At 69.2% G+C, this 21,871-nt stretch carries 22 protein-coding genes; 16 read left to right on the top strand and 6 right to left on the bottom strand.

The features are described 5' to 3' along the window. Nucleotides 1-145: 145 nt before the first annotated feature. Nucleotides 146-1,087 carry a lipase family alpha/beta hydrolase gene (locus M5C96_RS21660; protein ID WP_272565202.1) on the bottom strand — a complete coding sequence of 314 codons (942 nt, stop codon included), beginning with the start codon at nt 1,085-1,087 and terminating at the stop codon, nt 146-148. A gap of 170 nt (nt 1,088-1,257) precedes the next feature. Here M5C96_RS21660 and M5C96_RS21655 point away from each other — a divergent pair, with 170 nt between their 5' ends. The 4 genes from M5C96_RS21655 to lnt all read left to right on the top strand — a co-directional run bounded on the left by M5C96_RS21655 (nt 1,258) and on the right by lnt (nt 5,199). Continuing rightward, complete coding sequence (locus tag M5C96_RS21655) at nt 1,258-1,740, top strand: Lrp/AsnC family transcriptional regulator (RefSeq protein ID WP_092745358.1); 483 nt, start codon at nt 1,258-1,260, stop codon at nt 1,738-1,740. A gap of 145 nt (nt 1,741-1,885) precedes the next feature. Continuing rightward, nucleotides 1,886-2,611, top strand: a complete 726-nt coding sequence (locus tag M5C96_RS21650; protein WP_272565201.1) for a GNAT family N-acetyltransferase — start codon at nt 1,886-1,888, stop codon at nt 2,609-2,611. Nucleotides 2,612-2,701: 90 nt separating this feature from the next. After that, nucleotides 2,702-3,583 carry an HlyC/CorC family transporter gene (locus tag M5C96_RS21645; RefSeq protein WP_272565200.1) on the top strand — a complete coding sequence of 294 codons (882 nt, stop codon included), beginning with the start codon at nt 2,702-2,704 and terminating at the stop codon, nt 3,581-3,583. Next, nucleotides 3,583-5,199, top strand: a complete 1,617-nt coding sequence (gene lnt, locus M5C96_RS21640) for an apolipoprotein N-acyltransferase (RefSeq protein ID WP_272565199.1) — start codon at nt 3,583-3,585, stop codon at nt 5,197-5,199. Before M5C96_RS21645 ends, lnt begins: the two co-directional genes overlap by 1 nt. Nucleotides 5,200-5,234: 35 nt before the next feature. Here the strand turns inward: lnt and M5C96_RS21635 are convergent, their stop codons facing one another. Continuing rightward, nucleotides 5,235-6,161: a LysR family transcriptional regulator gene (locus M5C96_RS21635; RefSeq protein WP_272565198.1), complete on the bottom strand. Its 927-nt coding sequence runs from the start codon at nt 6,159-6,161 to the stop codon at nt 5,235-5,237. 144 nt (nt 6,162-6,305) lie between these two features. Here M5C96_RS21635 and M5C96_RS21630 point away from each other — a divergent pair, with 144 nt between their 5' ends. From M5C96_RS21630 to M5C96_RS21590, 9 genes are all read left to right on the top strand, one after another. After that, nucleotides 6,306-7,379, top strand: coding sequence for an asparaginase (locus M5C96_RS21630; RefSeq protein WP_272565197.1), 1,074 nt, complete (start codon nt 6,306-6,308; stop codon nt 7,377-7,379). A gap of 214 nt (nt 7,380-7,593) precedes the next feature. Then, nucleotides 7,594-8,133, top strand: coding sequence for a 3-hydroxyacyl-[acyl-carrier-protein] dehydratase FabA (gene fabA / locus M5C96_RS21625; protein WP_272565196.1), 540 nt, complete (start codon nt 7,594-7,596; stop codon nt 8,131-8,133). Next, nucleotides 8,130-9,356: a beta-ketoacyl-ACP synthase I gene (gene fabB / locus M5C96_RS21620; protein ID WP_272565195.1), complete on the top strand. Its 1,227-nt coding sequence runs from the start codon at nt 8,130-8,132 to the stop codon at nt 9,354-9,356. Before fabA ends, fabB begins: the two co-directional genes overlap by 4 nt. Nucleotides 9,357-9,577: 221 nt before the next feature. Next, nucleotides 9,578-10,522 carry a glycine--tRNA ligase subunit alpha gene (gene glyQ, locus M5C96_RS21615; protein WP_272569804.1) on the top strand — a complete coding sequence of 315 codons (945 nt, stop codon included), beginning with the start codon at nt 9,578-9,580 and terminating at the stop codon, nt 10,520-10,522. A 36-nt stretch (nt 10,523-10,558) separates the two neighbouring features. Next, complete coding sequence (glyS, locus tag M5C96_RS21610) at nt 10,559-12,838, top strand: glycine--tRNA ligase subunit beta (protein ID WP_272565194.1); 2,280 nt, start codon at nt 10,559-10,561, stop codon at nt 12,836-12,838. 58 nt (nt 12,839-12,896) lie between these two features. Continuing rightward, nucleotides 12,897-13,493, top strand: a complete 597-nt coding sequence (gene gmhB / locus M5C96_RS21605) for a D-glycero-beta-D-manno-heptose 1,7-bisphosphate 7-phosphatase (RefSeq protein WP_272565193.1) — start codon at nt 12,897-12,899, stop codon at nt 13,491-13,493. Nucleotides 13,494-13,572: 79 nt separating this feature from the next. Further along, on the top strand, nt 13,573-14,319 hold the full coding sequence (locus M5C96_RS21600) for a lysophospholipid acyltransferase family protein (protein WP_272565192.1): 747 nt from the start codon (nt 13,573-13,575) through the stop codon (nt 14,317-14,319). Beyond that, nucleotides 14,319-15,317: a M48 family metallopeptidase gene (locus M5C96_RS21595; protein ID WP_272565191.1), complete on the top strand. Its 999-nt coding sequence runs from the start codon at nt 14,319-14,321 to the stop codon at nt 15,315-15,317. Before M5C96_RS21600 ends, M5C96_RS21595 begins: the two co-directional genes overlap by 1 nt. 74 nt (nt 15,318-15,391) lie before the next feature. Continuing rightward, nucleotides 15,392-15,847 carry a rhodanese-like domain-containing protein gene (locus M5C96_RS21590; protein ID WP_272565190.1) on the top strand — a complete coding sequence of 152 codons (456 nt, stop codon included), beginning with the start codon at nt 15,392-15,394 and terminating at the stop codon, nt 15,845-15,847. Between the two features lie 111 nt (nt 15,848-15,958). Here the strand turns inward: M5C96_RS21590 and lysM are convergent, their stop codons facing one another. Next, on the bottom strand, nt 15,959-16,441 hold the full coding sequence (gene lysM, locus M5C96_RS21585; protein ID WP_272565189.1) for a peptidoglycan-binding protein LysM: 483 nt from the start codon (nt 16,439-16,441) through the stop codon (nt 15,959-15,961). 215 nt (nt 16,442-16,656) lie between these two features. On the opposite strand from lysM, the gene M5C96_RS21580 reads away from it, so the two are divergent. After that, the gene (locus M5C96_RS21580; RefSeq protein WP_272565188.1) at nt 16,657-17,460 is read left to right on the top strand and encodes a type III pantothenate kinase; all 804 of its coding nucleotides are present in this window, start codon (nt 16,657-16,659) and stop codon (nt 17,458-17,460) included. Between the two features lie 9 nt (nt 17,461-17,469). On the opposite strand, the gene M5C96_RS21575 is transcribed toward M5C96_RS21580, so the two are convergent. The 3 genes from M5C96_RS21575 to M5C96_RS21565 form a co-directional block, all read right to left on the bottom strand. Next, on the bottom strand, nt 17,470-18,246 hold the full coding sequence (locus M5C96_RS21575; RefSeq protein WP_272565187.1) for a hypothetical protein: 777 nt from the start codon (nt 18,244-18,246) through the stop codon (nt 17,470-17,472). 31 nt (nt 18,247-18,277) lie between these two features. After that, nucleotides 18,278-18,946 (bottom strand): TetR/AcrR family transcriptional regulator, encoded by a 669-nt coding sequence (locus M5C96_RS21570; RefSeq protein ID WP_272565186.1) that lies wholly within the window; start codon nt 18,944-18,946, stop codon nt 18,278-18,280. Nucleotides 18,947-19,096: 150 nt separating this feature from the next. Beyond that, nucleotides 19,097-19,648 (bottom strand): phasin family protein, encoded by a 552-nt coding sequence (locus M5C96_RS21565; RefSeq protein WP_272565185.1) that lies wholly within the window; start codon nt 19,646-19,648, stop codon nt 19,097-19,099. Between the two features lie 221 nt (nt 19,649-19,869). On the opposite strand from M5C96_RS21565, the gene rfbB reads away from it, so the two are divergent. Both rfbB and rfbD read left to right on the top strand, forming a co-directional pair. Then, nucleotides 19,870-20,976 carry a dTDP-glucose 4,6-dehydratase gene (rfbB, locus tag M5C96_RS21560; protein ID WP_272565184.1) on the top strand — a complete coding sequence of 369 codons (1,107 nt, stop codon included), beginning with the start codon at nt 19,870-19,872 and terminating at the stop codon, nt 20,974-20,976. Next, a complete protein-coding gene (gene rfbD, locus M5C96_RS21555; RefSeq protein ID WP_272565183.1) occupies nt 20,973-21,863 on the top strand; it encodes a dTDP-4-dehydrorhamnose reductase in 891 nt (296 codons plus the stop codon). The genes rfbB and rfbD overlap by 4 nt, the downstream gene beginning before the upstream one ends. Nucleotides 21,864-21,871 lie beyond the last annotated feature (8 nt).

Genomic DNA, 21,871 nt, shown 5'->3' with positions numbered 1-21,871 from the left:
GTCTCGGCGCCTGGTGTGCGGGGCGCCTACTGCGCCGGGCCGCCCGCGGTCCACCAGAGCAGGGCGGCGGCCGCAGCGATGCCGCACGCCGCCAGTGCCGCACCGGGGATGCGCGTCACTGGCCGGTGCGTCATGGTTCGGCTTGTCACAGGCCCGCTTTCTTGAGGCGGTTGGCCTGGTCCAGGTACAGCGTGACCGGGTCCACCGACAGCCAGTCCCGCAGGCCGAGCAGTTGGTTGATCTCGTCCAGATGGTTCTGGCGGTAGTCGCCCAGGTGTTTGCCCAGGCGCGCCGAGCAGGCCGACACCAGGCCGTCGTTGGCCTCGTTGAACACCAGCCCGGTCGTGGCGAGCAGGGCGTCGCTGGCATCGAGCACGTTGGTGACCGTGCGCACGCCGGTCCACGAGTAGTAGCGCACGCCGTTGACCAGGTCGGCCCCGTCGCCGCAGCCGCTGGTGGGCACGCCCGCGCCGAAGCGCTGGTTGAAGCGCGCCGAACCTTCGGTGGTGAGCGAATCCAGCGCCGCGGTCGGCATCTGCGGCAGGCCGCTGCCGCCCGAAGAAAGGTTGATGAGCGCCACCAGCGCCGAAGCCGCCTGGCTGGCCACCGCCTCGCTCACGCTGCCCTTGGGCGCGACCCCGCGCACTACGTCGGCCACGCGCGAGCCGCGGTTGACGCCGCCCACGGAGGTGACCGACGCCACCCACTGCGGCGCCACCCCGGCGACGTACCGCGCCGTCGGGCCGCCATGCGAATGGCCGATCAGATGGACCTTCTCGGCGCCCGTGAGCGCCCGGATGTTCTTCACCTGGGCCAGCAACTGCTCGCCCCGCACCTCGGTGCTGTTGGCCGCCGAGACCTGCGCCACGAACACGCGGGCGCCATCGCGCTGCAGCGCTTGCGGAATGCGGTAGAAGTAATCCACGCCCAGCGCGGAATCGAATCCGAACAGGCCATGTACCAAAACGATGGGGTAGCGGGTCTGCGCGTAGCCGGACTGGGCGCTGGCGCCCTGCAAGCCCTGCAATGCGAACGCGGCCAGGACAAAAGCGAAACCGCGCAGCAGACGGCTGAATGCAACGAACATGGTTTGTCTCCGGTGGTGGTGTGAAAACACTCTCTCTTATAAAAAAGAACGACCGTTCTTTTTGGAGATTTTGCGACGATGCACCGTCTTCCACATCGGGACATACGTGCATTCGGCGGCGATGGAATCCACCTTCGCAGCCGTGCCCGAGATCCGTAGAATCCTGCGCCATGACCGCTGACCACGCACTCGACAAGCTCGACCGCGCCATCTTGCGCTGTTTACAGGTAAACGGACGCGAGACCTACGACGAAATCGGGGAGCGGGTGGGGCTGTCGCCCAGCGCCGTGCTGCGCCGCGCCAAGCGCCTGGAGGACAGTGGTGTGATCGACCGCTACGTGGCGCTGGTCCGGCCCGAGTCGGTGGGCCTGGGCCTCACGGCCTACCTGAACGTGCGCCTCGAAAAGCACACCGAGAGCCACAAGCGCAACCCCATGGACCTGTTCCGCGCCAGCGTGCAGACTTGGCCCGAGGTGGTGGAGTGCGCCGCGCTCACGGGCGAGATGGACTACCTGCTGCGCGTCGTGGTGGCCGACATGGCGCACTACAGCCGCTTCATCATGGACACGCTGCTCAAGCACCCCAGCGTGCAGGATTGCAAGACGAGCTTCGTGCTGGACCGCGTGAAGGCCACCACCGCCGTGCCGGTGTAGCGCGCAGGCGCTCATGAATCCATAGCTGCCCAGGCCCTCGGGCCCATCGGTGGCGTCGTTTCAAGGCAGGGGCCTTCGCCCGCCGCGCCGCAGTGCAACAAAAAGTTTGGTCAGATATAAGGGAAAACCCTAAAATCTCGCCATCATGATCCCCACCCAAGACTGGCTTCGCGCGTCCCCCGATGCAGGCGGCACTGTGCTGCGCAGCGAAGCGCCCCGCCCGCCGCACCGGCGGGGCAGCTCGCCGGTCATGGTGCCGATCCGCTCGCTCGGCCCCGGGCACCGCGAGCGCATCGCCGCCCACCTGCTGCGGCTGGAGCCTGCGGACCGCTACCTGCGCTTCGGTTACGCCGCCAGCGACGAACAGGTGCAGCGCTATGTGGATCAGCTGGATTTCGTGCGCGACGAGATCTTCGGCATCTACAACCGGCGGCTGGAACTCATCGCCGTTGCCCATCTCGCCTACGCCGATGCGCCGGAGCACCAAAGCTGCGCCGAGTTCGGCGTGTCCGTGCTGGGCCAGGCGCGGGGGCGCGGCTTCGGCGCGCGGCTGTTCGATCGCGCCGTGATGCACGCGCGCAACCAGGGCGTGAGCATGGTGTTCATCCATGCCCTGAGCGAGAACACCGCCATGCTGAAAATCGCGCGCAATGCCGGCGCCACCGTGCGCCGCGACGGGTCGGAGTCCGAGGCCTACCTGCAGCTGCCGCGCGCCGGCCTGGACACCCGCATGGCGCAGATGGTGGTGCACCAGTTCGCCGAGATGGACTACCGCTTCAAGAAGCAGGCCCGCCAGTTCTGGCGGCTCCTGGCCGGGCTGCAGGAAGTGCGGCGCGGCGTGCGCGACGGGCGCCACCAGTCGGCCGAATGACGTTAACGGGCGCCCGGCAGGGCCGCCAGCGCGGCGCTTCCGCTATCCTTGGGGCCTGATCAACCACCGCACGTCCTGCATTCCAAGACCGTGTCCGACCCCCATTCCGCGCGCCCGTCCGAACGAGAGGACAAGCGCACGTTCCTGCAGCGGCTCGTCGAGTTCATCCACCCCGGCCCGGATTCGACCGACGAGCTGATCGCCACCCTGGCGGAAGCCGAAGACAACCAGATCATCAACGCCGATGCTCGCGTGATGCTCGAGCGCGTGCTGCGCATGGCCGAGATGCGGGCCAGCGACGTGATGGTGGCCGCCCCGCGCATGGACCTGATCGACATCGAGGCGCCGTTCGATGCCCTGCTGCACCAGGTGATCGACACCGCGCACTCGCGGTTTCCCGTCTATCAGGGCGAGCGCGAGAACATCATCGGCATCCTGATGGCCAAGGACCTGCTCAAGCTGCAGCGCGCGCCGGAGCTGAACATCCGCGCGCTGTTGCGCCCTGCGGCCTTCGTGCCGGAGAGCAAGGGCCTGAACGACCTGCTGCGCGAGTTCCGCGTGAACCGCATCCACATGGCGGTGGTGATCGACGAGTTCGGCCGCGTGGCCGGATTGGTCACCATCGAGGACGTGCTGGAGCAGATCGTGGGCGAGATCGAGGACGAGTTCGACATCCCCGAGGACGAGGGCGACATCTTCGGCCTGGCCGACCGCACCTACCGCGTGAGCGGCGACACCCCGGTCGAGCGGGTGGCCGAGGCGTTCGGCGCGGTGCTCGCGGGCTCCGACCGGACCGAGCCCTTCGACACCATCGGCGGCCTGATCGCGCACGAGATGGGCCGTGCGCCCAAGCGCGGTGAGACGCTCGACCTGGGCGGCCTGCGGTTCGTCGTGCTGCACACCAAGGGCGGCGCGGTGCGCTGGTTCAAGGTGTCGCCGGTTCCCGCCGAAGACGACCGGGCTGCGCACTGATGGGCGCCGCTGGCGCGCGCAGCGGCCCGCTCGGGCCGGTGGCGCTGGCAGGGGGGCTCGCGCTGCTGGCGGGCCTGGCGCAGGCCGCCTCGATCGCCTGGCCCTTCGGCGGCGAGCCGGTGTGGTGGATGCAACTCCTGTCCCTGGGCGGCTTCGCGCGGCTGCTGCTGGCCAGCCGCAGCGCGCGGCAGGCCGCGGTGCTGGGGTGGCTCTTTGCCACCGCCTGGCTGACGGGCACCTTCTGGTGGCTCTTCATTTCCATGCACACCTACGGCGGGCTGGCCGCGCCGCTGGCCGCGCTCGCGGTGGTGGGGCTGGCGGCGTTTCTGGGCAGCTACTACGCGGTGGCTGCAGGGTGTTTCAAGGCCCTGGGGCAATCAAATCGCTGGCATGCTGCTATTGTTTTCGGAGCGTTCTGGCTGCTGGCCGAGTTGGCGCGCGGCCAGTGGTGGACGGGCTTTCCATGGGGCGCCGGTGGCTACGCGCACGTCGAAGGCCCGCTGGCCGTGCTGGCGCGGTCGGTCGGGATGTACGGCATCGGCTGCGTCGCGGCCGTGCTGGCCATGCTGGTGGCCCAGGGGCGGCGCAGCGACCTGCGCAGCCTGAAGGCGTGGGCCCTGGTGGGGCTGGCCGTGCTGGCCTGGGCCGGGCTGGCAGTGCAGCGCCACTGCGCCGTCGAGCTGTGCCACACGCCGATGCAGCGCCCCGCACCGCTGTCGCTGGCGCTGCTGCAGGGCAACATTCCCCAGGACGAGAAATTCCAGGCCGGCAGTGGCGTGCCGACCGCCCTGCGCTGGTATGCCGAGCAGCTGCGCAGCGCCCAGGCCGCGCTGGTGGTGGCGCCCGAGACGGCCATCCCGCTATTGCCGCAGCAACTGGTGCCGGGCTACCTGGATTCGGTCACCGCGCGCTACACCCAGGCCCCCGCGGCGGGGCAGGGCGCCGGCCGGCAGGCGGCGCTGCTGGGCATTCCGCTGGGCGACATGGCGCTGGGCTACACCAATTCGGTGATGGGCTTCGCGCCCGGCCAGGCCGCGCCGTACCAGTACGACAAGCACCACCTCGTGCCCTTCGGCGAATTCATTCCGCCGTTCTTCCGGTGGTTCACCGAGATGATGAACATCCCGCTGGGCGACTTCAACCGGGGGGCCGTGGGGCAGGCGCCGTTCCTCTGGGCGGGCGAGCGCATCGCGCCCAACATCTGCTATGAGGATCTGTTCGGCGAAGAACTGGGCGCGCGCTTTACCGACCCCGCCCAGGCGCCGACGATCTTCGTGAACCTGAGCAACATCGGCTGGTTCGGCGATTCGGTGGCCATCGACCAGCATCTGGCCATCAGCCGCATGCGCGCGCTGGAGTTCGAGCGCCCCATGGTGCGGGCCACCAACACCGGGGCCACCGCCATCATCGACCACCGGGGCGTGGTCACGCAGCGCCTGCCGTCGCACGTGCGCGGCGTGCTGACCGGCGAGGTGCAGGGGCGCAGCGGGGCGGTCACGCCCTACGCGTATTGGGTCTCGCGCTGGGGCCTGTGGCCGCTGTGGGCGCTGGGCGCGCTGGTGGCAGGCCTGGCTTGGGTGCGCCGGCGCCGCGCCCGCAGGGCCGCCACCGCCTGAACCCCCGCGCGCCTGGCGCCGACCGAAGGGCCCGCTCAGAGCGCGGCCGCTTCGGAAGGCGCGCGCGCCATCGTTTGTATGAGCACGTCCGACAGCAGGGCCAGCATGCGGGCGGCATGGCGGTCCGGCGGGCGGTTGGCGGCGTGGTAGGCATGCAGCGCCATGGGGGGCAGGTCGCGCAGCGGCACCGCGGTGATGGCGGCCGGGTCGAGGTTGCGCGCGGTCAGGAAATCGACCACCGTCCACCCCATGCCGCGCTTGACCAGCGCCAGGGCCAGCTGCGAGGTCTGCATCTGGATGCCCAGCTCGGTGTGCACGCCCAGGCTCTGCGCCAGTTCGGCCATGGGTTGGCGCATGGGCTCGTCGCCCAGCAGCTGGATCATGGGCGTGTTGGCCAGGAACGTGATCGGGTCGGACCGGTTCAGCCGCACCGCGCGCAGCCAGATGTCCCGCGCCACGGCGATGAACAGCGGCCCGCTCACCAGGATGCTGCTCTCCAGCTGCGGGTGCGGATGATCGTAGAAGCCCAGCGCGAAATCCACCGAGCGGGTGAGCAGCGCCTGCGCCATCTGGTCCTGGTGCAGGGTGCGCACTTCCACGCGCACCCGGGGCGACTGCTGGGCATGGCGCTCCAGCACCGCGGGCAGGAATTCATGCGTGACGGACGGAATCGCCGCCAGCCGCACCAGGCCGCCCTCGGGCTGGCGCAGGTTGTGTGCGGTGCGGCGCAGCGCGTCGAGCTGGCTGTGGATCTGGCTGGAGGCGGTGAACAGCGCCTGCGCCTCCGGCGTGGGCAGCAGGGCCCCGCGGGCCCGGCTGAACAGCGCGTAGCCCAGTTGCAGTTCCGCGTGCGCGATGGTCTTGCTCACCGCCGACGGCGTGATGTTGATCAGCCGGGCAGCCGCGCTCATGTTGCCGGTCTGCATGACGGCCTGGAAGACTTCGAGTTGGCGGAGATTCATCGCAGGGGAGGGAAAACGAGAATATGACCGGAAGTCACACCCGGCCGGCGATTATTCCCCACAGCCCGCCATGCGGTTTCCTACCATACGGCACCCGCGGAAATGCCGCGGGCACAAAAAGTGTCATTCATTACGGAGACTCACATGCTTTCCCCTCTGAAACTGAAGCGCCTGCTGGCCGGCGCCGCCTTCGCAGCCTGGGCCGTCGTGGCCGCGGCGCAGCCCGCCGCCAAGCCCAACGTCGTGGTCCTGGCCACGGGCGGCACCATTGCCGGCGCGGGCGCCTCGGCGACCAACAGCGCGTCCTACGCCGCGGCCAAGGTGCCGGTGGACAAGCTCATCGCGGGCCTGCCCGAGCTGGCGAACGTGGCCAACGTCAAGGGCGAGCAGGTCTTCCAGATCGCTTCGGAGAGCTTCACCAACGAGCAGTTGCTCAAGCTGGGCAAGCGCGTGTCGGCCCTGGCCAAGCAGGCCGACGTGGACGGCATCGTCATCACCCACGGCACCGACACGCTGGAGGAAACGGCGTACTTCCTGAACCTGGTGGTGCGCACCGACAAGCCCATCGTCGTCGTGGGCTCCATGCGCCCCGGCACCTCGCTGTCGGCCGACGGCGCGCTGAACCTGCTGAGCGCCGTCTCGGTGGCGGCCAGCAAGGATTCCTCGGGCAAGGGCGTCCTCGTGACCATGAGCGACGAGATCCAGAGCGGCCGTGACGTGGTCAAGGGCGTCAACATCAAGACGCAGGCGTTCCGCAGCCAGTGGGGCCCGCTGGGCATGGTGGTGGAGGGCAACAACTACTGGTTCCGCGCGCCGGTCAAGCGCCACACCGCGCAATCGGAGTTCAACATCGACGAGATCGAGACGCTCGCCCCCGTGGAGATCGTCTACGGCTACGGCAACGTGCCGCGCTCCACGGTGGACGCCGTGGGCCGCTCGGGCGTCAAGGCGCTGATCCATGCCGGCACCGGCAACGGCTCGGTGGCCGACCGGGTGGTGCCTGCGCTGCAGGAACTGCGCGGCCAGGGCGTGCAGATCATCCGTTCCTCGCGCATTGCCGACGGCTTCGTGCTGCGCAACGCCGAGCAGCCCGACGACAAGTACGACTGGGTGGTCGCTCACGACCTGAACCCCCAGAAGGCCCGCATCCTGGCCGCCGTGGCGCTGACCAAGCCCCAGACCAGCAAGGACCTGCAGCGCATCTTCTGGCAGTACTGACCGGGGCCCGATCCGCGCGGCCGCACGCCCGTGCGGCCTGCGCTGACGCGGTCCGGCGCGGCCCGCTTTCATGAAATTAGGGAATCACCCTTGGCCCTGTGTCACAGTCGGCCCTCCGTGTGCCTTGATAATGGATGCCCCGCCACCGAAAAGACCTCGGTGGCGCGCAATCAAAATCCGGCGGGCGCACCGCCGATCTGGAGCACGACTGACAATGGCTGATTCCTTTTCCTATGAACAACTGATCGCCTCCGGCGAGGGCAAGCTGTTCACCCCTGACAGCGGACGACTGCCGCTGCCGCCCATGCTGATGTTTGACCGCATCACGCACATCGACAGCGATGGTGGGGCGCATGGGCTGGGGAAAATCCGGGCCGAACTCGATGTGCGCCCCGACCTCTGGTTTTTCGACTGCCACTTCCAGGGCGATCCGGTCATGCCGGGCTGCCTGGGGCTGGATGCCATGTGGCAGCTCATCGGTTTCTACCTCACCTGGCTGCAGCTGCCGGGCCGGGGCCGCGCCCTGGGCGCGGGTGAAGTCAAGTTCACCGGCGAAGTCGGCCCCAACGTGAAGCTCGTCACCTACGAAATCGACATCAAGCGCGTGATCAAGCGCAAGCTGGTCATGGCCATCGGCGATGCCCGCCTGCTGGCCGACGGCCAGGAGATCTACGTGGCCAACGACCTGCGCGTGGGCCTTTTCAAGCGTGAAGACGGGAAGGACGGAGCACCCGCAGCGGGAGCCACGGCATGACCATGAAGAAGCGCGTCGTCATCACGGGTGCGGGCATCGTCTCGTGCATCGGCAACGACCAGCAGGCAGTGACCACGTCGCTGCGCGAAGGCAAATCCGGCATCCGCGCCATGCCCGAGTTCGCCGAACTCGGCCTGCGCAGCCAGGTGGCGGGCGCGCCGCAGATCGATCTGGACGCGCTCATCGACCGCAAGCAGCGCCGCTTCATGGGCGATGCCGCGGCGTACGCCTACCTGTCGCTGAAGGACGCCATCGCCCAGTCCGGCCTGTCGCCCGCCCAGGTGTCCCACCCCCGCACCGGCCTCATCATGGGCTCGGGCGGCGGCTCGCCGGCCAACCAGATCGAGGCGGCGGACACGCTGCGCTCCAAGGGCATCCGCCGCGTGGGGCCCTACCAGGTCACGCGCTGCATGGGCTCCACCGTGTCGGCCAACCTGTCCACGGCGTTCGCCATCAAGGGCATCAATTTCTCGATCACCTCGGCCTGCAGCACCTCCGCGCACTGCGTGGGCATGGCGGCGCAGCAGATCGCCTTCGGCCTGCAGGACGTGATGTTCGCCGGCGGCGGCGAAGAGCTCTCCTGGGGCCTGGCCACGCTGTTCGACGGCATGGGCGCCATGTCGGCCAAATTCAACGCCACGCCAGAGACGGCCTCGCGCCCCTACGACGTGGACCGCGACGGCTTCGTGATCGCCGGCGGCGGCGGTGCGCTGGTGCTGGAGAGCCTGGAGCACGCCCAGGCCCGCGGCGCCACCATCCTGGCCGAGATCGTCGGCTTCGGCCTGTCGTCGGACGGTGAAGACATGGTCGCGCCCTCGGGCGACGGCGCCATCGCCTGCATGCGCCAGGCCATCGCCGAAGCGGGCGGCGGCACGATCGACTATGTGAACACGCACGGCACGTCCACCCCCGTGGGCGACCTGCCCGAACTGCGCGCGCTGCGCGAGGTGTTCGGCGACGCGGTGCCACCGTTCTCCTCCACCAAGTCGCTCACCGGCCACTCGCAGGGCGCGACGGGCGTGCAGGAGGCGATCTACTGCCTGTACATGCTGGAGGGCGGCTTCATCGCCGGCTCGGCCCACATCGAGAACCTGGACCCGGCCGCCGAGGGCATGCCCATCGTGCGCACCTCGCGCGATGCATCGCTGACGACCGTGCTGTCCAACAGCTTCGGCTTCGGCGGCACCAACGCCAGCCTGGTGCTGCGCCGCTGGCAAGATTGAGTGGACGCCCGCGGTGCAACCGCGGTGTATTGCTATGAAGATGATAGCTGCCAGCGCTTGATGCATAAGCGGTGGCGGCTATTTTTGCATGCGGGCGTGGCGGCCCCGTGCCGGGCGTGGCCGATGCGCCGGGCGCGCCTCGTAAAATCGACCGCTTTTGCGCGCGCCTGCGTGCAAACCCTCTCTACCAACCGCATGGCCCCGCCATGCCAGACACACGCATGTTGACCTTCCAGCAAATCATCCTGAAGCTGCAGTCGTACTGGGCCGAACAGGGCTGCGCGCTACTGCAGCCCTACGACATGGAAGTGGGCGCCGGCACCTCGCACACTGCCACCTTCCTGCGCGCGCTGGGCCCCGAGCCCTGGAAGGCCGCCTACGTGCAGCCCAGCCGCCGCCCCAAGGACGGCCGCTACGGCGAGAACCCCAACCGCCTGCAGCACTACTACCAGTTCCAGGTCGTGCTCAAGCCCGCGCCGGCCAACATCCTGGAGTTGTATTTGGGATCGCTGGAGGCCCTGGGTTTCGATCTCAAGAAGAACGACATCCGCTTCGTCGAGGACGACTGGGAGAACCCCACGCTCGGCGCCTGGGGCCTCGGCTGGGAGGTGTGGCTCAACGGCATGGAGGTGACGCAGTTCACCTACTTCCAGCAGGTCGGCGGCATCGACTGCAAGCCCGCCACGGGCGAGATCACCTACGGCCTGGAGCGCCTGGCGATGTACCTGCAGGGCGTGGACAACGTCTACAACCTGACCTGGACCGACGGCCTTTCCTACGGCGACGTGTACAAGCAGAACGAGGTGGAGCAGTCCACCTACAACTTCGAGCACTCCGACGCCGACTTCCTGTTCACCGCGTTCAGCGCGCACGAAAGCCAGGCCCAGCACCTGATGGAGCAGCAGCTCGCCCTGCCGGCCTACGAGCAGGTGCTGAAAGCCGCGCACAGCTTCAACCTGCTGGATGCGCGCGGCGCCATCAGCGTGACCGAGCGCGCGGCCTACATCGGCCGCATCCGCAACCTGGCCCGCGCCGTGGCCAAGAGCTACCTCGACAGCCGCGCGCGGCTGGGCTTTCCCATGGCGCCCCAGGAATGGGCCGCCGAAGTGCTGGCCGACCTGGCCTGCGCCGACCAGCAGCAGCAACAGCAGAAGAAGGCGGCCTGAGGCACGCACGCGCATCAGGAAGGAACACAGACCACCATGACCCATCCGAATCTTCTCGTTGAACTGTTCGTCGAAGAACTGCCCCCGAAGGCCTTGCAGAAACTGGGCGACGCCTTTGCCGGCGTGCTGTTCGAGCAGCTGCAGGCCCAAGGGCTGGCCGCGCCGGGCTCGCGCCTGACGGCCTTCGCTTCGCCGCGCCGCCTGGCCGCGCACATCACCGAGGTGGCGCCCCAGGCCGCCGACAAGGCCGTCTCGCAAAAGCTCATGCCCGTCGCCGTGGGGCTGGATGCCGCCGGCAACGCCACGCCCGCGCTGCTCAAGAAGCTGGCCGCCCTGGGCGCCGACGCCTCGGCCGTGGCCGCGCTGCGCCGCGTGCCGGACGGCAAGGCCGAGGTGCTGTTCCACGACAGCACCGTGCGCGGCGCCACGCTGTCCGAGGGCCTGCACAAGGCCCTGCAGGAATCCATCGCCAAGCTGCCCATCCCGAAGGTGATGCGCTACCAGCTCGCCTCCGGCTGCGAGCAGCCCGGCTGGACCAGCGTGAGCTTCGTGCGCCCCGCGCACGGCCTGGTGGCCCTGCACGGCACCGAGGTGCTGCTGTCGGTGAAGGCGCTGGGCCTGACCGCCGGCAACACCACGCACGGCCACCGCTTCGAGGCGGCCGTGGACCCGGTCGTCGTCACCAGTGCCGACAGCTACGCCCAGCAGCTGGCCGAGCAGGGCGCGGTGATCGCGAGCTTCGCCGAGCGCCGCGCCGAGATCGTGCGCCAGCTGCAGGCCGCGGCCGCGCGCGTGGGCGGCGGCGTGCGCCCCATCGAGGACGACGCCCTGCTCGACGAGGTGACCGCGCTGGTCGAGCGCCCCAACGTGCTCATCTGCGAGTTCGAAAAAGAGTTTCTCGATGTGCCGCAGGAGTGCCTGATCCTCACGATGAAGGCCAACCAGAAGTACTTCCCGCTGCTGCAGGCCGATGGCCGGCTGTCGCACCAATTCCTGGTGGTGAGCAACATCACGCCCGCCGATGCGAGCGCGGTGGTGCAGGGCAACGAGCGCGTGGTGCGCCCGCGCCTGGCCGACGCCAAGTTCTTCTTCGACCAGGACCGCAAGAAGACGCTGCTGTCGCGCGTGGAGAGTCTCTCCAAGGTGGTCTATCACAACAAGCTGGGCACGCAGGGCGAGCGCGTGGAGCGCGTGCGCGCGATCGCCAAGGCGATCGCCGAGCAGCTCTTCGCCGGCATCGGCACGCACCACACCGATCTGGACTCGGCCGAAGGCGAGATCGCCCGCGACTACCTGCTGTCGTGCGTGGACACCGCCGCGCGGCTGTCCAAGGCCGATCTGGTCACCGACATGGTGGGCGAATTCCCCGAGCTGCAGGGCATCATGGGCGGCTACTACGCCGCCAACGACGGCCTGGCGCACGAAGTGGCCCACGCCATCGAAGACCACTACAAGCCGCGATTCGCAGGCGACGAACTGCCGCGCGAGAACGTCGGCGTGATCGTGGCCATGGCCGACAAGCTGGAAACGCTGGTCGGCATGTTCGGCATCGGCAACCTGCCCACCGGCGACCGCGACCCGTTCGCGCTGCGCCGCCATGCGCTGGGCGTGATCCGCATGCTGGTCGAGCGCGAACTGCCGCTGGACCTTCATAAGCTCCTGGAAAAAGTTTATGAGGTGATGGACAAGCTACTGGATCAGATTGGGCTCAAAGAGCAGGCGAAGCTTGTTGTTAAGTCTTCTGGTCAAGAGAAGGTCGCAGACGTAACCACGTACCGTCAGCTTGATACGCTTACGCCGGAGTTGGTTGAAGACTTCATGTACGACCGCCTCGCCGGCAGCCTGCGCGAGCAGGGCTACAGCGCGCAGGAAGTCGATGCCGTCATCGCCCTGCGCCCGCAGCGCCTGTCGCTGGTGCAAAAGCAGCTCGCCGCCGTGCGCGCGTTTGCCGAACTGCCCGAAAGCCCGGCCCTGGCCGCGGCCAACAAGCGCGTGGGCAACATCCTCAAGAAGGCCGAGGTGGCCGGGCCCGTGGACCCGCACGTCAACCCCGACCTGCTGCAGGAAGAGGCGGAAAAGAACCTCTACGCCGCGCTGCAGCGCTTCGTGCCCGAGGCCGATGCGCAGTTCGACGCGGGCGACTACACCGCCAGCCTGCAGACGCTGGCCGTGCTGCGCGCGCCGGTGGATGCGTTCTTCGACGACGTGATGGTCAACGCCGAGCAACTGGACCTGCGCCTGAACCGCCAGGGCCTGCTCAAGCGCCTGCACGTGGCCATGAACCGCGTGGCCGACCTGTCCCGGCTGGCCGCCTGAGGCAGGGGGCCGCGCTGGTGGTAGGCTGGCGCAGTCTTTCACCAGGCGTTCCCACACCATGAAAATCGCCATCCTCGACCGCGACGGCACGCTCAACCCCTCGGGCGAGAGCTTCATCGCTTCGCCCGACGAGTGGACCCCGCTGCCCGGGGCGCTGGAGGCCGTGGCGCGGCTCAACCATGCCGGCTGGCATGTCGTCGTCGCCACCAACCAGCCCGGGCTGGGGCGCGGGCTGTTCGACGTGATGGCGCTCAACGCCATCCACGCCAAGCTGCACCGCAAGCTCGCTGCGGTGGGCGGCCGCATCGACGCCGTGTTCTATTGCCCGCACGCACCCGACGACCTGTGCGCCTGCCGCAAGCCGGCGCCGGGCCTGATGGAGCAGATCCGCGACCGCTACGGCGTTGAGGGCGACGAGGTGCTGGTGGCCGGCAACTGCGTGGAGCACCTGCGGGCCGGCGCGGCCATCGGTGCGCAGCTGCATCGGGTCGGTGCGGCCCAGGCCGCCGAAGCGCCCCTGGTCGCCTCGGGCGATGCCCTGCTGCCCAGCCCGTGGCCCGAAGGCACGCAGTTCCATGCCAGCCTGGCCGACTTTGCCGACCACGTGGCCGCGCAATCCGCCGTGGCGGCGCCGGGCCTGAACATCGCCGTTTGATGTGCTATTAATTTAATAGCTAAAACGGCATATATTCCTAGGGCATGAGCCCAAAAACACCCATTTTTTCCTGATTGCCATGGCCCTGATCCGTTCCATCGCCCACCTGCTCTGGATGGGCATCACCGTGGTGCCTTATACGCTGCTCATCCTGCTGGTGCGGCTGTTCGGCGCCAGCAGCCGCACGCGCTACCGCATCGCGCGGGCGTGGCTCAAGCTCAGCACCGATGCGGCGCACGTCATCATGGGCATCCGCACGCGCATCACGGGCATGGAGCACCTGCCCACCGACCCCACGCAGGGCGTGGTGCTGCTGGTCAAGCACCAGTCCACCTACGAGACCTTCCTGATGCCGGCGATCATGCCGCGCCCCCTGGCCTACGTGTTCAAGAAGGAGCTGCTGTACGTGCCGTTCTTCGGCTGGTCGATCGGCAGCCTGGACATGATCCACATCGACCGCGGCCAGCGCGCCCGGGCCTTCGTGAAGGTGCTGCAGCAGGGCCGCGCGCTCCTGGCCAAGGGCACCTGGGTCATCATGTTCCCCGAGGGCACGCGCGTGGAGCGCGGGCGCAAGGGCCAGTACAAGAGCGGCGGCACGCGGCTGGCCATCGAGGCGGGCGTGCCCGTGGTGCCGATCGCCGTCACCTCGGCCAAGGTGTGGCCGCGCAAGGCCTTCATCAAGCGGCCGGGCACGGTGGACGTGTCCATCGGCCGCCCCATCCCGACCGAAGGCCGCAAGCCCGACGAGCTCATGCGCGAGGTCGAGGCCTGGATCGAATCCGAAATGCAGCGCCTCGACCCCGAGGCCTACGCGCCGGGCCGGTGATGCAGCGGCTGGTGCAGCTGGCGCTCGATCTGTTCGGCGGCGCGGCGCCGGCCGAGCCGCCGACTGCGCCTGCCTCCGCGCCCCGTGCCAGGAATTCCAGGCCGAATGCAGCGGATGCCGGCGGTTCGATTGCCGATGATGCTATTAATTTAGTAGCGAGTGACGCTGCCAAGCCCACGCCATCGCCCGCTCCACCGGTGGTGAAAGCGCCGCCCGTTCCCCTGGGCACGCTGCTCAGCCCCGCGATCTTCCGCCACCCCCGCGCCAGCCGCGAGGTGCTGCTGGGCGATGCCGTCGTGGCCTATGCGCTGCAGCGGGCGCGGCGGCGCACCATCGGGTTCACGGTGGGGGCGGACGGCCTGGCGGTGCGCGCGCCGGGCTGGGTGTCGCTCGCGGCCGTGGATGCCGCGCTGCAGGAAAAATCCGCCTGGATCCTGCGCAAGCTGGGCGAGGCGCAGGACCGCCAGCAGCGGGTGGACGGCGCCCGCATCGCCTGGGGCGACGGCGCCGTGCTGCCGTACCTGGGCGAGCCGCTCACCGTGGTACTGGACCCGACGCACGGCTTTCGCGGCACGGGCGGCGCGCTGGTCGAGGGCCCGCAGGGCGAGCGCCAGTTGCACATCGGTCTGGCGCACACCGCCTCGCCCGCCCAGGTGCGCGACGCGGTGCAGGCCTGGCTGATGCGCGACGCCCGCCAGCGCTTCACCGCGCGGCTCGACCATTTCGCGCCGCTGCTGGGCGTGCGCTGGAGCAGCCTGCGCCTGTCCAGTGCCCAGACGCGCTGGGGCAGCGCGCGCAGCGACGGCTCCATCCGCCTCAATTGGCGGCTGCTGCACTACCGCCCCGCGGTCATCGACTACGTGGTCGCCCACGAGCTGTCGCACCTGCGCGTGATGGACCACAGCCCGCGCTTTTGGGACACCGTGCGCAGCGTCGTGCCCGACTACGCCGACCTGCGCGGGCGCCTGCGCGACGAACCCGCGCCGCCCTGGGATTGACCGGCGGCCCAAGCCCCTGACGCCAGTGCTTGAACCCCGTGCGGCCCGCCGCCGGTGCTGACAGAATGCCCCGCATGACTTCCAACGCTTCTTCTTCCTCTTCCTCCTCCTCTTCTGCCTCGGACCGGCCGCAGCCGGCCGAGGGCTACGCGGGCGATGTGTCGCCGGAGCTGGCATGGCAGTGGGTGCAGTCGGGCCGGGCCGTGCTGGTGGACGTGCGCACGGATGCCGAGCGCGACTGGGTCGGCTTTGTCCCCGGGGCCGTGGCCGTGCCCTGGAAGCACTGGCCCGGCATGGCACCCAACCCCCAGTTCGACGCCGCCATCCAGGCTGCGGTGCCGCCGGACGGCCAGGCCGTGCTGCTGTGCCGCAGCGGCGTGCGCTCGGTAGCGGCGGCGCGCCGGGCCACGGAACTGGGGCTCACCGCGTACAACATCCTCGAAGGCTTCGAGGGCGATGCCGACGAGAACGCGCACCGCAACGTGAAGGGCGGCTGGCGCTTTCGCGGCTTGCCGTGGCGCCAGGGCTGAGCGCGAAGGGTTCGCTGCCTTCCCGTCGTTCGCCGCCTCGTGTGCCGCAACGAAAACGGGCCCGTGAGGGCCCGTTGGGAGGCGCGCGCCGCAGCGCGCTTTGAAGGGCTGTCAGAGCGCGGGAATGCGCAGCTTCTGGCCGGGGTAGATCTTGTCGGGGTGCGTCAGCATGGGCTGGTTCGCCTCGAAGATCTTGGGGTACTTGTTGGCGTCGCCGTAGAACTTCTTGGCGATGGCCGAGAGGGTGTCGCCGCGCACCACGTCGTGGTACTGCGCTTCGGGCTCGGGATTCGTGACGGACATCTGGTTGTCCACGCTGGTCACGCTGGCCACGTTGCCGCAGCACAGGGTCACCTTCTCCTTGGCGGCCTGCGTGGGCGCTTCGCCCTTCACGGTGACCTTGCCCTCGGGGCCGGCGAACGCCACCTGGACGTTGCTCACGCCGAGGTTCTGCGAGGCGATGTAGGTCTCGATGGCCTTGCCCGCCTTGGCGTTCAGTTCGTCCTGCGTGGGGGCTGCCGCCGTTGCGGCCTGGGCATCCTTGCCGCCGAACAGTTTTTCGCCGGCTTCCTTGATGAAGCTGAAAAGTCCCATGTGCTGGCTCCTTGATGTGGTCTGTGGATCGGACCGGCCACTGTAGCGCCATCGCCAGTCCGGGCCGTGTCGGACAGCCGCCCGAAGGGCCAGGCAGCTCCCCGCGCGCGGTGCCGGGGGCCGCGATAGAAGTGCGCCGGCGCCGCAGAGTCCGCGCGTCGCGTGCGGGTAAACATGCGCGTCAAGGCGATTTGTAAAACTCGTGATAATCCCGCATGACTTTTCTGGCCATCGACGTCGGCAACACCCGCCTCAAATGGGCGATGTACGACGCTCCCCAGCCGGGCGCCGTAGTGCTCGCCCACGGCGCTGAATTCCTGGACAACATCGAACGGCTGGCGGAAAGCTCGTGGGCCGGGTTGCCCGTGCCCGAGCGCATGCTGGGCTGCGTGGTGGCAGGCGACGCTGTGCGCCGCCGCGTGATGGAGCAGATGGAGCTGTGGGACGTGCTGCCGCAGTGGGTGGTGTCGTCCGCGCAGGAGGCCGGCCTGGTCAACGGCTACGACCACCCGACGCGCCTGGGCTCGGACCGCTGGGTGGCCATGATCGGCGCGCGCCATCGCCTGCTGGCGCAGGGCCCGGCGCGGCCGCTGATCGTGGTGATGGTCGGCACGGCCGTGACGGTCGAGGCGATCGACGCGCAGGGCCGCTTCCTGGGCGGGCTGATCCTGCCCGGCCACGGGATCATGCTGCGGGCGCTCGAATCCGGCACGGCGGGCCTGCATGTGCCCACGGGCGAGGTGAGCCTGTTTCCCACCAACACGAGCGATGCGCTCACGAGCGGCGGCACCTACGCCATCGCCGGCGCGGTCGAGCGCATGGTGCAGCACATCACGCAGCACTGCGGCGAAGCGCCCGCCTGCATGATGACCGGCGGCGCAGGCTGGAAGATGGCGCCCAGCATGACCCGGCCGTTCGATCTGGTCGAGAACCTGATCTTCGACGGCCTGCTGGCCATCGCCGCGCAGCGCTTCGCAAAGACCGTCGCGGAGCGGGACGAGGGCCGGGACCGCCGCTGAAAGGCGGGGCTACCCTTCGGCCAGCTCGGTCTGGGCCAGCTCCACGCCCAGCCGCTCCAGCGCGTCGGCGGGCTGGGTGGTGGCGACCTCCTCGTACAGGCGCGTGGCGTCGCCCATGCGCTGGTCGCCTTCCAGGATGAGCAGCGCGTTGGCGTATTCGATCTTGCCGATCACCGAGTCCGGGTTGATGGCGAAGGCCTCCTCGAAAAGCCGCAGGCTGCTGGCCTTGCGGGCGCCGTAGGTCATGCTGCCCACCATCTCGCCGACCTTGTCGATGATCTCGGCATGGAACACGGCCAGCGCCAGCCGCGCATCGGCATGGATGGGCGACAGCACGATGGCCTGCTCCAGCGTCTTGCGCACGCGGCTGCCCAGGCCCTGCGCCATGGCCTTGGCCACGCTGATCCCCTGGCTGTAGCGGCCGATGGCGTAGGCATGCCAGAACCAGGCGCTGGGGTTGGTGGGCTCCGCCCGCATCTGCTCGCTCGCCCGCTCGGCGGCCTCGGTCAGCAGCGCCAGGCGCCGGTCCTCGTGCGGCTCCAGGTAGTTCGCATAGACGATGGTGGCCTTGTTGGCCACGGTGATGCCGGCACCGCCGGCCGCCAGCCCGGCGCGGGCGGCCTCCTCGAAGGCGCCGCGGTGAAAGAGCACCCAGGCGTCGAGCACGGCGGCGTCGTCGGGACAGGGCTCGGCATCGCCCGCATGCAGGCGCTTCCATTGGCTGCGCACCGAAGCGGCGGTGAAGGGGTAGGCGTCGGAGTACGGGAAGGGCGTCCAGGGCTTCACGGTGCGTCTCCTCGGGGTGGGGTTGCGTCGGTCAGGCGGCCAGGGCCTGGGTGCTGTAGGCGCCGCTCAGCGCCTGCAGGTGCTCGCGCTGGCTGTCTTCCAGGTAGGGCATGAGCAGGTCCAGCACATGGTGCGCGCCCCGCAGCAGGGCGCTCTGCGCGCTCTCGGGCTCCAGGGCGTGCCGCGGATCGCTCACGTATTCGAAGCTGAGCCAGTAGGTCAGCACCACCACCATGCTGGTGGCCATGGAGCCGGCATCGCGGGTGCCCAGGCGCAGCGCGCCGGTGCGCTCCATGCCGCCCAGCAGCGTGCGCAGGGCCTGGGTCTTGCGCCCGAGCAGGGTCTGGAAGTGGGTCTCCAGGCGGCGGTTGCGGGACAGCAGGTCGTTCAGGTCGCGGTACAGGAAGCGGTACTGCCAGATCAGCTCGAACAGCGTGTGCAGGAAGAACCAGGCGTCTTCCACGTCGCGCACGCTGTCGGCCGCATCCAGCAGCTCGTTCAGGGCCGCCTCGTAGCGCGAGAACAGCACGTTGACCAGCTCGTCCTTGGCCGGGTAGTGGTAGTAGAGATTGCCCGGGCTGATGCCCAGCTCGGCGGAGATCGCGGTCGTCGACACGTTGGGTTCGCCAAAGCGGTTGAACAGCTCCAGCGTGGATTCCAGAATGCGCTCGGCAGTGCGGCGCGGCGCTTTTTTCACCATATCGGCGGCCTCCCGGTGCGTGGGTGGTTGTCTCTTTCACCCACTCTAACCGAGGTGGTCTGCCCGCACGGTGTTGCAGTGCATCATGCAAGGAATAGGCAATCCTTTGGAATGCCCGCTCCCCGGGGGCGGCAGCCGCCGCCCGGGCCTTCAGTCGGCCGGCGGTTTGGGGGGCCGGGGGCGGGCCGCGGCGGCGGTCTTGCGGGCGGCCGTGGCACGGCCGGTGGGTGGCTTGGCCGCGCCGCGCTTGGCGGCGGGGCGGGGGGCGGCCTGTGCCTGGGTGGCGGCCTCCAGTGCCCGGGTGAGCGCATCGATGCGCTCGTGCAGGGCCTGCACATCGCGCGCGGTGGGCACGCCCAGCCGGGCTAGCGCCTTGGCCACGCGGTCTTCGAAGATGGTTTCCAGCTTGTCCCACTGGCCCGCCGCGCGCGTGCCGAATTCGCTGGCCGCGCTGGTCATGCGTTCGGCCGCTTCGGACAGGCGCTCCTGGGCGGTGGACTGGCCCTTGCGCTGCATGGCCGCGCCTTCCTTGACCAGCGCCTCGAACACCTTGCTGCCTTCCTGCTGTGCCTTGGCGAACGCGCCCAGGCCCGCCTGCCAGATCTGCTGCGCGGAGTCGCGCGCCTTGCTGCCGTAGAACGGGCCGCTGCCGGCCGGGTCGGCGTCGTCCGGTGCGTCGGGGTTTTTGGTGGATCGGGGCATGGATGGCTTTCCTTGGGGCAAGTGGTGCAACGGTGCCGCGCAGGCCGGGTGGTTTGCGGCGGCATCGGCTCCAGACTTTACGTGCGCGGCGCGCGCCGTGGGTAGTGTGCGCCCCCTAAACGGCGCGGCGGGCCCGCTGCGGCTCGTAACAGGGCCCCGGCACGCGATGGGATAATCCGCCGCTTTGACACAGCGGCGCCTTCGCGCGACCCCCCCATCCCATGATTCTTGTCACCGGCGGCGCAGGCTTCATCGGCGCCAACTTCGTTCTGGACTGGCTGGCTTCGGGCGACGAGCCCGTGGTCAACCTGGACAAGCTCACCTACGCAGGCAACCTGCAGAACCTGGCGAGCGCGCAGGGCGACCCCCGGCATGTCTTCGTGCAGGGCGACATCGGCGACACGGCCCTGCTGGCCAGGCTGCTGGCCGAGCACAAGCCCCGCGCCATCGTCAACTTCGCGGCCGAGTCGCATGTGGACCGCTCCATCCACGGGCCGGAGGATTTCATCCAGACCAACGTGGTCGGCACCTTCCGCCTGCTGGAGGCCGCGCGGCACCACTGGCTGGCGTTGCCGGAGGGCGAGAAGGCCGCGTTCCGCTTCCTGCACGTCTCCACCGACGAGGTGTACGGCACGCTGTCGGCCAGCGATCCGGCCTTCGCCGAAACGGATGCCTACGAGCCCAACAGCCCGTATTCGGCCAGCAAGGCCGCGAGCGACCACCTGGTGCGCGCCTGGCACCACACCTACGGCCTGCCGGTGCTCACCACCAACTGCAGCAACAACTACGGGCCGTACCACTTCCCGGAAAAGCTGATCCCGCTGATGATCGTGAACGCCCTGGCGGGCAAGCCGCTGCCGGTGTACGGCGACGGCATGCAGATCCGCGACTGGCTCTACGTCAAGGACCACTGCAGCGCCATCCGCCGCGTGCTGCAAGGCGGCGCTCTGGGCGAAACCTACAACGTGGGCGGCTGGAACGAAAAGCCCAACATCGAGATCGTGCGCACGGTGTGCGCCCTGCTCGACGAACTGCGCCCGCGTGCCGACGGCCAGAGCTATGCCGCGCAGATCCACTACGTGCAGGACCGCCCGGGCCACGACCGGCGCTATGCCATCGACGCCCGCAAGATCGAGCGCGAACTGGGCTGGAAGCCCGCCGAAACCTTCGAGACGGGCATCCGCAAGACGGTGCAGTGGTACCTCGAAAACCCCGAGTGGGTGGCGGCCGTGACCAGCGGCGCCTACCGCGAATGGGTGCAGACGCAGTACCAGGCCGTGCCCGGCGCAGCGGCTGCGGCACCGAACGCCATGGCGGCCAGCGCATGAACATCCTGCTTTTCGGCAAGGGCGGCCAGGTCGGCTGGGAGCTGCAGCGCAGCCTGTCGGTGCTGGGCACCGTGACGGCGCTGGACCACGACAGCACCGACCATTGCGGCAACTTCTCCGATCCCGCCGGCATCGTGGACACCGTGCGCGCGCTGCGCCCCGACGTCATCGTGAATGCGGCCGCCCACACGGCCGTGGACAAGGCCGAGAGCGAGCCGGAGTTCGCACGCACGCTCAACGCCACCACGCCGGGCGTGCTGGCCGAGGAGGCCGCGCGCAGCGGGGCCTGGCTGGTGCACTACAGCACCGACTATGTCTTCGACGGCAGCGGCGACCGCCCCTGGGTGGAGACCGACACGCCGGCGCCGCTGTCCGTCTATGGCCGCACCAAACTCGAGGGCGAGCGGCTCATCCAGCAGAGCGGGGCCCGCCACCTCATCCTACGCACCAGCTGGGTCTACGCCGCCCGCGGCGGCAACTTCGCCAAGACCATGCTGCGCCTGGCCCAGGAGCGCGAGCGCCTGACGGTCATCGACGACCAGTGGGGCGCCCCCACCGGCGCCGACCTGATCGCCGACGTCACGGCGCATGCCCTGCGCCACCTGGAGCGGCGCCCCGAGGATGCCGGGCTCTACCACCTGGTGGCCGGGGGCGAGACCAACTGGCATGCCTATGCAAAATACGTTCTGGCGCAATCGGTACTAGGGGATGGCGCTATAAAAATAGTAGCTAACGACGTGGCGGCCGTGCCGACGAGCGTGTTTCCCACGCCGGCCGTGCGCCCGCACAATTCGCGGCTCGACACCCGCCGGCTGCAATCCACCTTCGGCCTCGTTCTGCCGCATTGGCAGGCGGGCGTCTCGCGCATGCTGGCCGAAATCCTTTAGCACCCAGG

It is taken from the genome of Acidovorax sp. GBBC 1281 (genome assembly GCF_028473645.1).
GTDB lineage: Bacteria > Pseudomonadota > Gammaproteobacteria > Burkholderiales > Burkholderiaceae_C > Paracidovorax.
Note: the sequence above shows the minus strand (reverse complement) of the source record. Positions and strands in the feature narration are given on the sequence as shown.

What these genes read in the sequence shown, in the direction of transcription:
- M5C96_RS21660 (WP_272565202.1), bottom strand. Translation starts at nt 1,087, where the DNA reads ATGTTCGTTGCATTCAGCCGTCTGCTGCGCGGTTTCGCTTTTGTCCTG.
- M5C96_RS21655 (WP_092745358.1), top strand. Translation starts at nt 1,258, where the DNA reads ATGACCGCTGACCACGCACTCGACAAGCTCGACCGCGCCATCTTGCGC.
- M5C96_RS21650 (WP_272565201.1), top strand. Translation starts at nt 1,886, where the DNA reads ATGATCCCCACCCAAGACTGGCTTCGCGCGTCCCCCGATGCAGGCGGC.
- lnt (WP_272565199.1), top strand. Translation starts at nt 3,583, where the DNA reads ATGGGCGCCGCTGGCGCGCGCAGCGGCCCGCTCGGGCCGGTGGCGCTG.
- M5C96_RS21635 (WP_272565198.1), bottom strand. Translation starts at nt 6,161, where the DNA reads ATGAATCTCCGCCAACTCGAAGTCTTCCAGGCCGTCATGCAGACCGGC.
- M5C96_RS21630 (WP_272565197.1), top strand. Translation starts at nt 6,306, where the DNA reads ATGCTTTCCCCTCTGAAACTGAAGCGCCTGCTGGCCGGCGCCGCCTTC.
- fabA (WP_272565196.1), top strand. Translation starts at nt 7,594, where the DNA reads ATGGCTGATTCCTTTTCCTATGAACAACTGATCGCCTCCGGCGAGGGC.
- fabB (WP_272565195.1), top strand. Translation starts at nt 8,130, where the DNA reads ATGACCATGAAGAAGCGCGTCGTCATCACGGGTGCGGGCATCGTCTCG.
- glyQ (WP_272569804.1), top strand. Translation starts at nt 9,578, where the DNA reads ATGTTGACCTTCCAGCAAATCATCCTGAAGCTGCAGTCGTACTGGGCC.
- glyS (WP_272565194.1), top strand. Translation starts at nt 10,559, where the DNA reads ATGACCCATCCGAATCTTCTCGTTGAACTGTTCGTCGAAGAACTGCCC.
- gmhB (WP_272565193.1), top strand. Translation starts at nt 12,897, where the DNA reads ATGAAAATCGCCATCCTCGACCGCGACGGCACGCTCAACCCCTCGGGC.
- M5C96_RS21600 (WP_272565192.1), top strand. Translation starts at nt 13,573, where the DNA reads ATGGCCCTGATCCGTTCCATCGCCCACCTGCTCTGGATGGGCATCACC.
- M5C96_RS21595 (WP_272565191.1), top strand. Translation starts at nt 14,319, where the DNA reads ATGCAGCGGCTGGTGCAGCTGGCGCTCGATCTGTTCGGCGGCGCGGCG.
- M5C96_RS21590 (WP_272565190.1), top strand. Translation starts at nt 15,392, where the DNA reads ATGACTTCCAACGCTTCTTCTTCCTCTTCCTCCTCCTCTTCTGCCTCG.
- lysM (WP_272565189.1), bottom strand. Translation starts at nt 16,441, where the DNA reads ATGGGACTTTTCAGCTTCATCAAGGAAGCCGGCGAAAAACTGTTCGGC.
- M5C96_RS21580 (WP_272565188.1), top strand. Translation starts at nt 16,657, where the DNA reads ATGACTTTTCTGGCCATCGACGTCGGCAACACCCGCCTCAAATGGGCG.
- M5C96_RS21570 (WP_272565186.1), bottom strand. Translation starts at nt 18,946, where the DNA reads ATGGTGAAAAAAGCGCCGCGCCGCACTGCCGAGCGCATTCTGGAATCC.
- M5C96_RS21565 (WP_272565185.1), bottom strand. Translation starts at nt 19,648, where the DNA reads ATGCCCCGATCCACCAAAAACCCCGACGCACCGGACGACGCCGACCCG.
- rfbB (WP_272565184.1), top strand. Translation starts at nt 19,870, where the DNA reads ATGATTCTTGTCACCGGCGGCGCAGGCTTCATCGGCGCCAACTTCGTT.
- rfbD (WP_272565183.1), top strand. Translation starts at nt 20,973, where the DNA reads ATGAACATCCTGCTTTTCGGCAAGGGCGGCCAGGTCGGCTGGGAGCTG.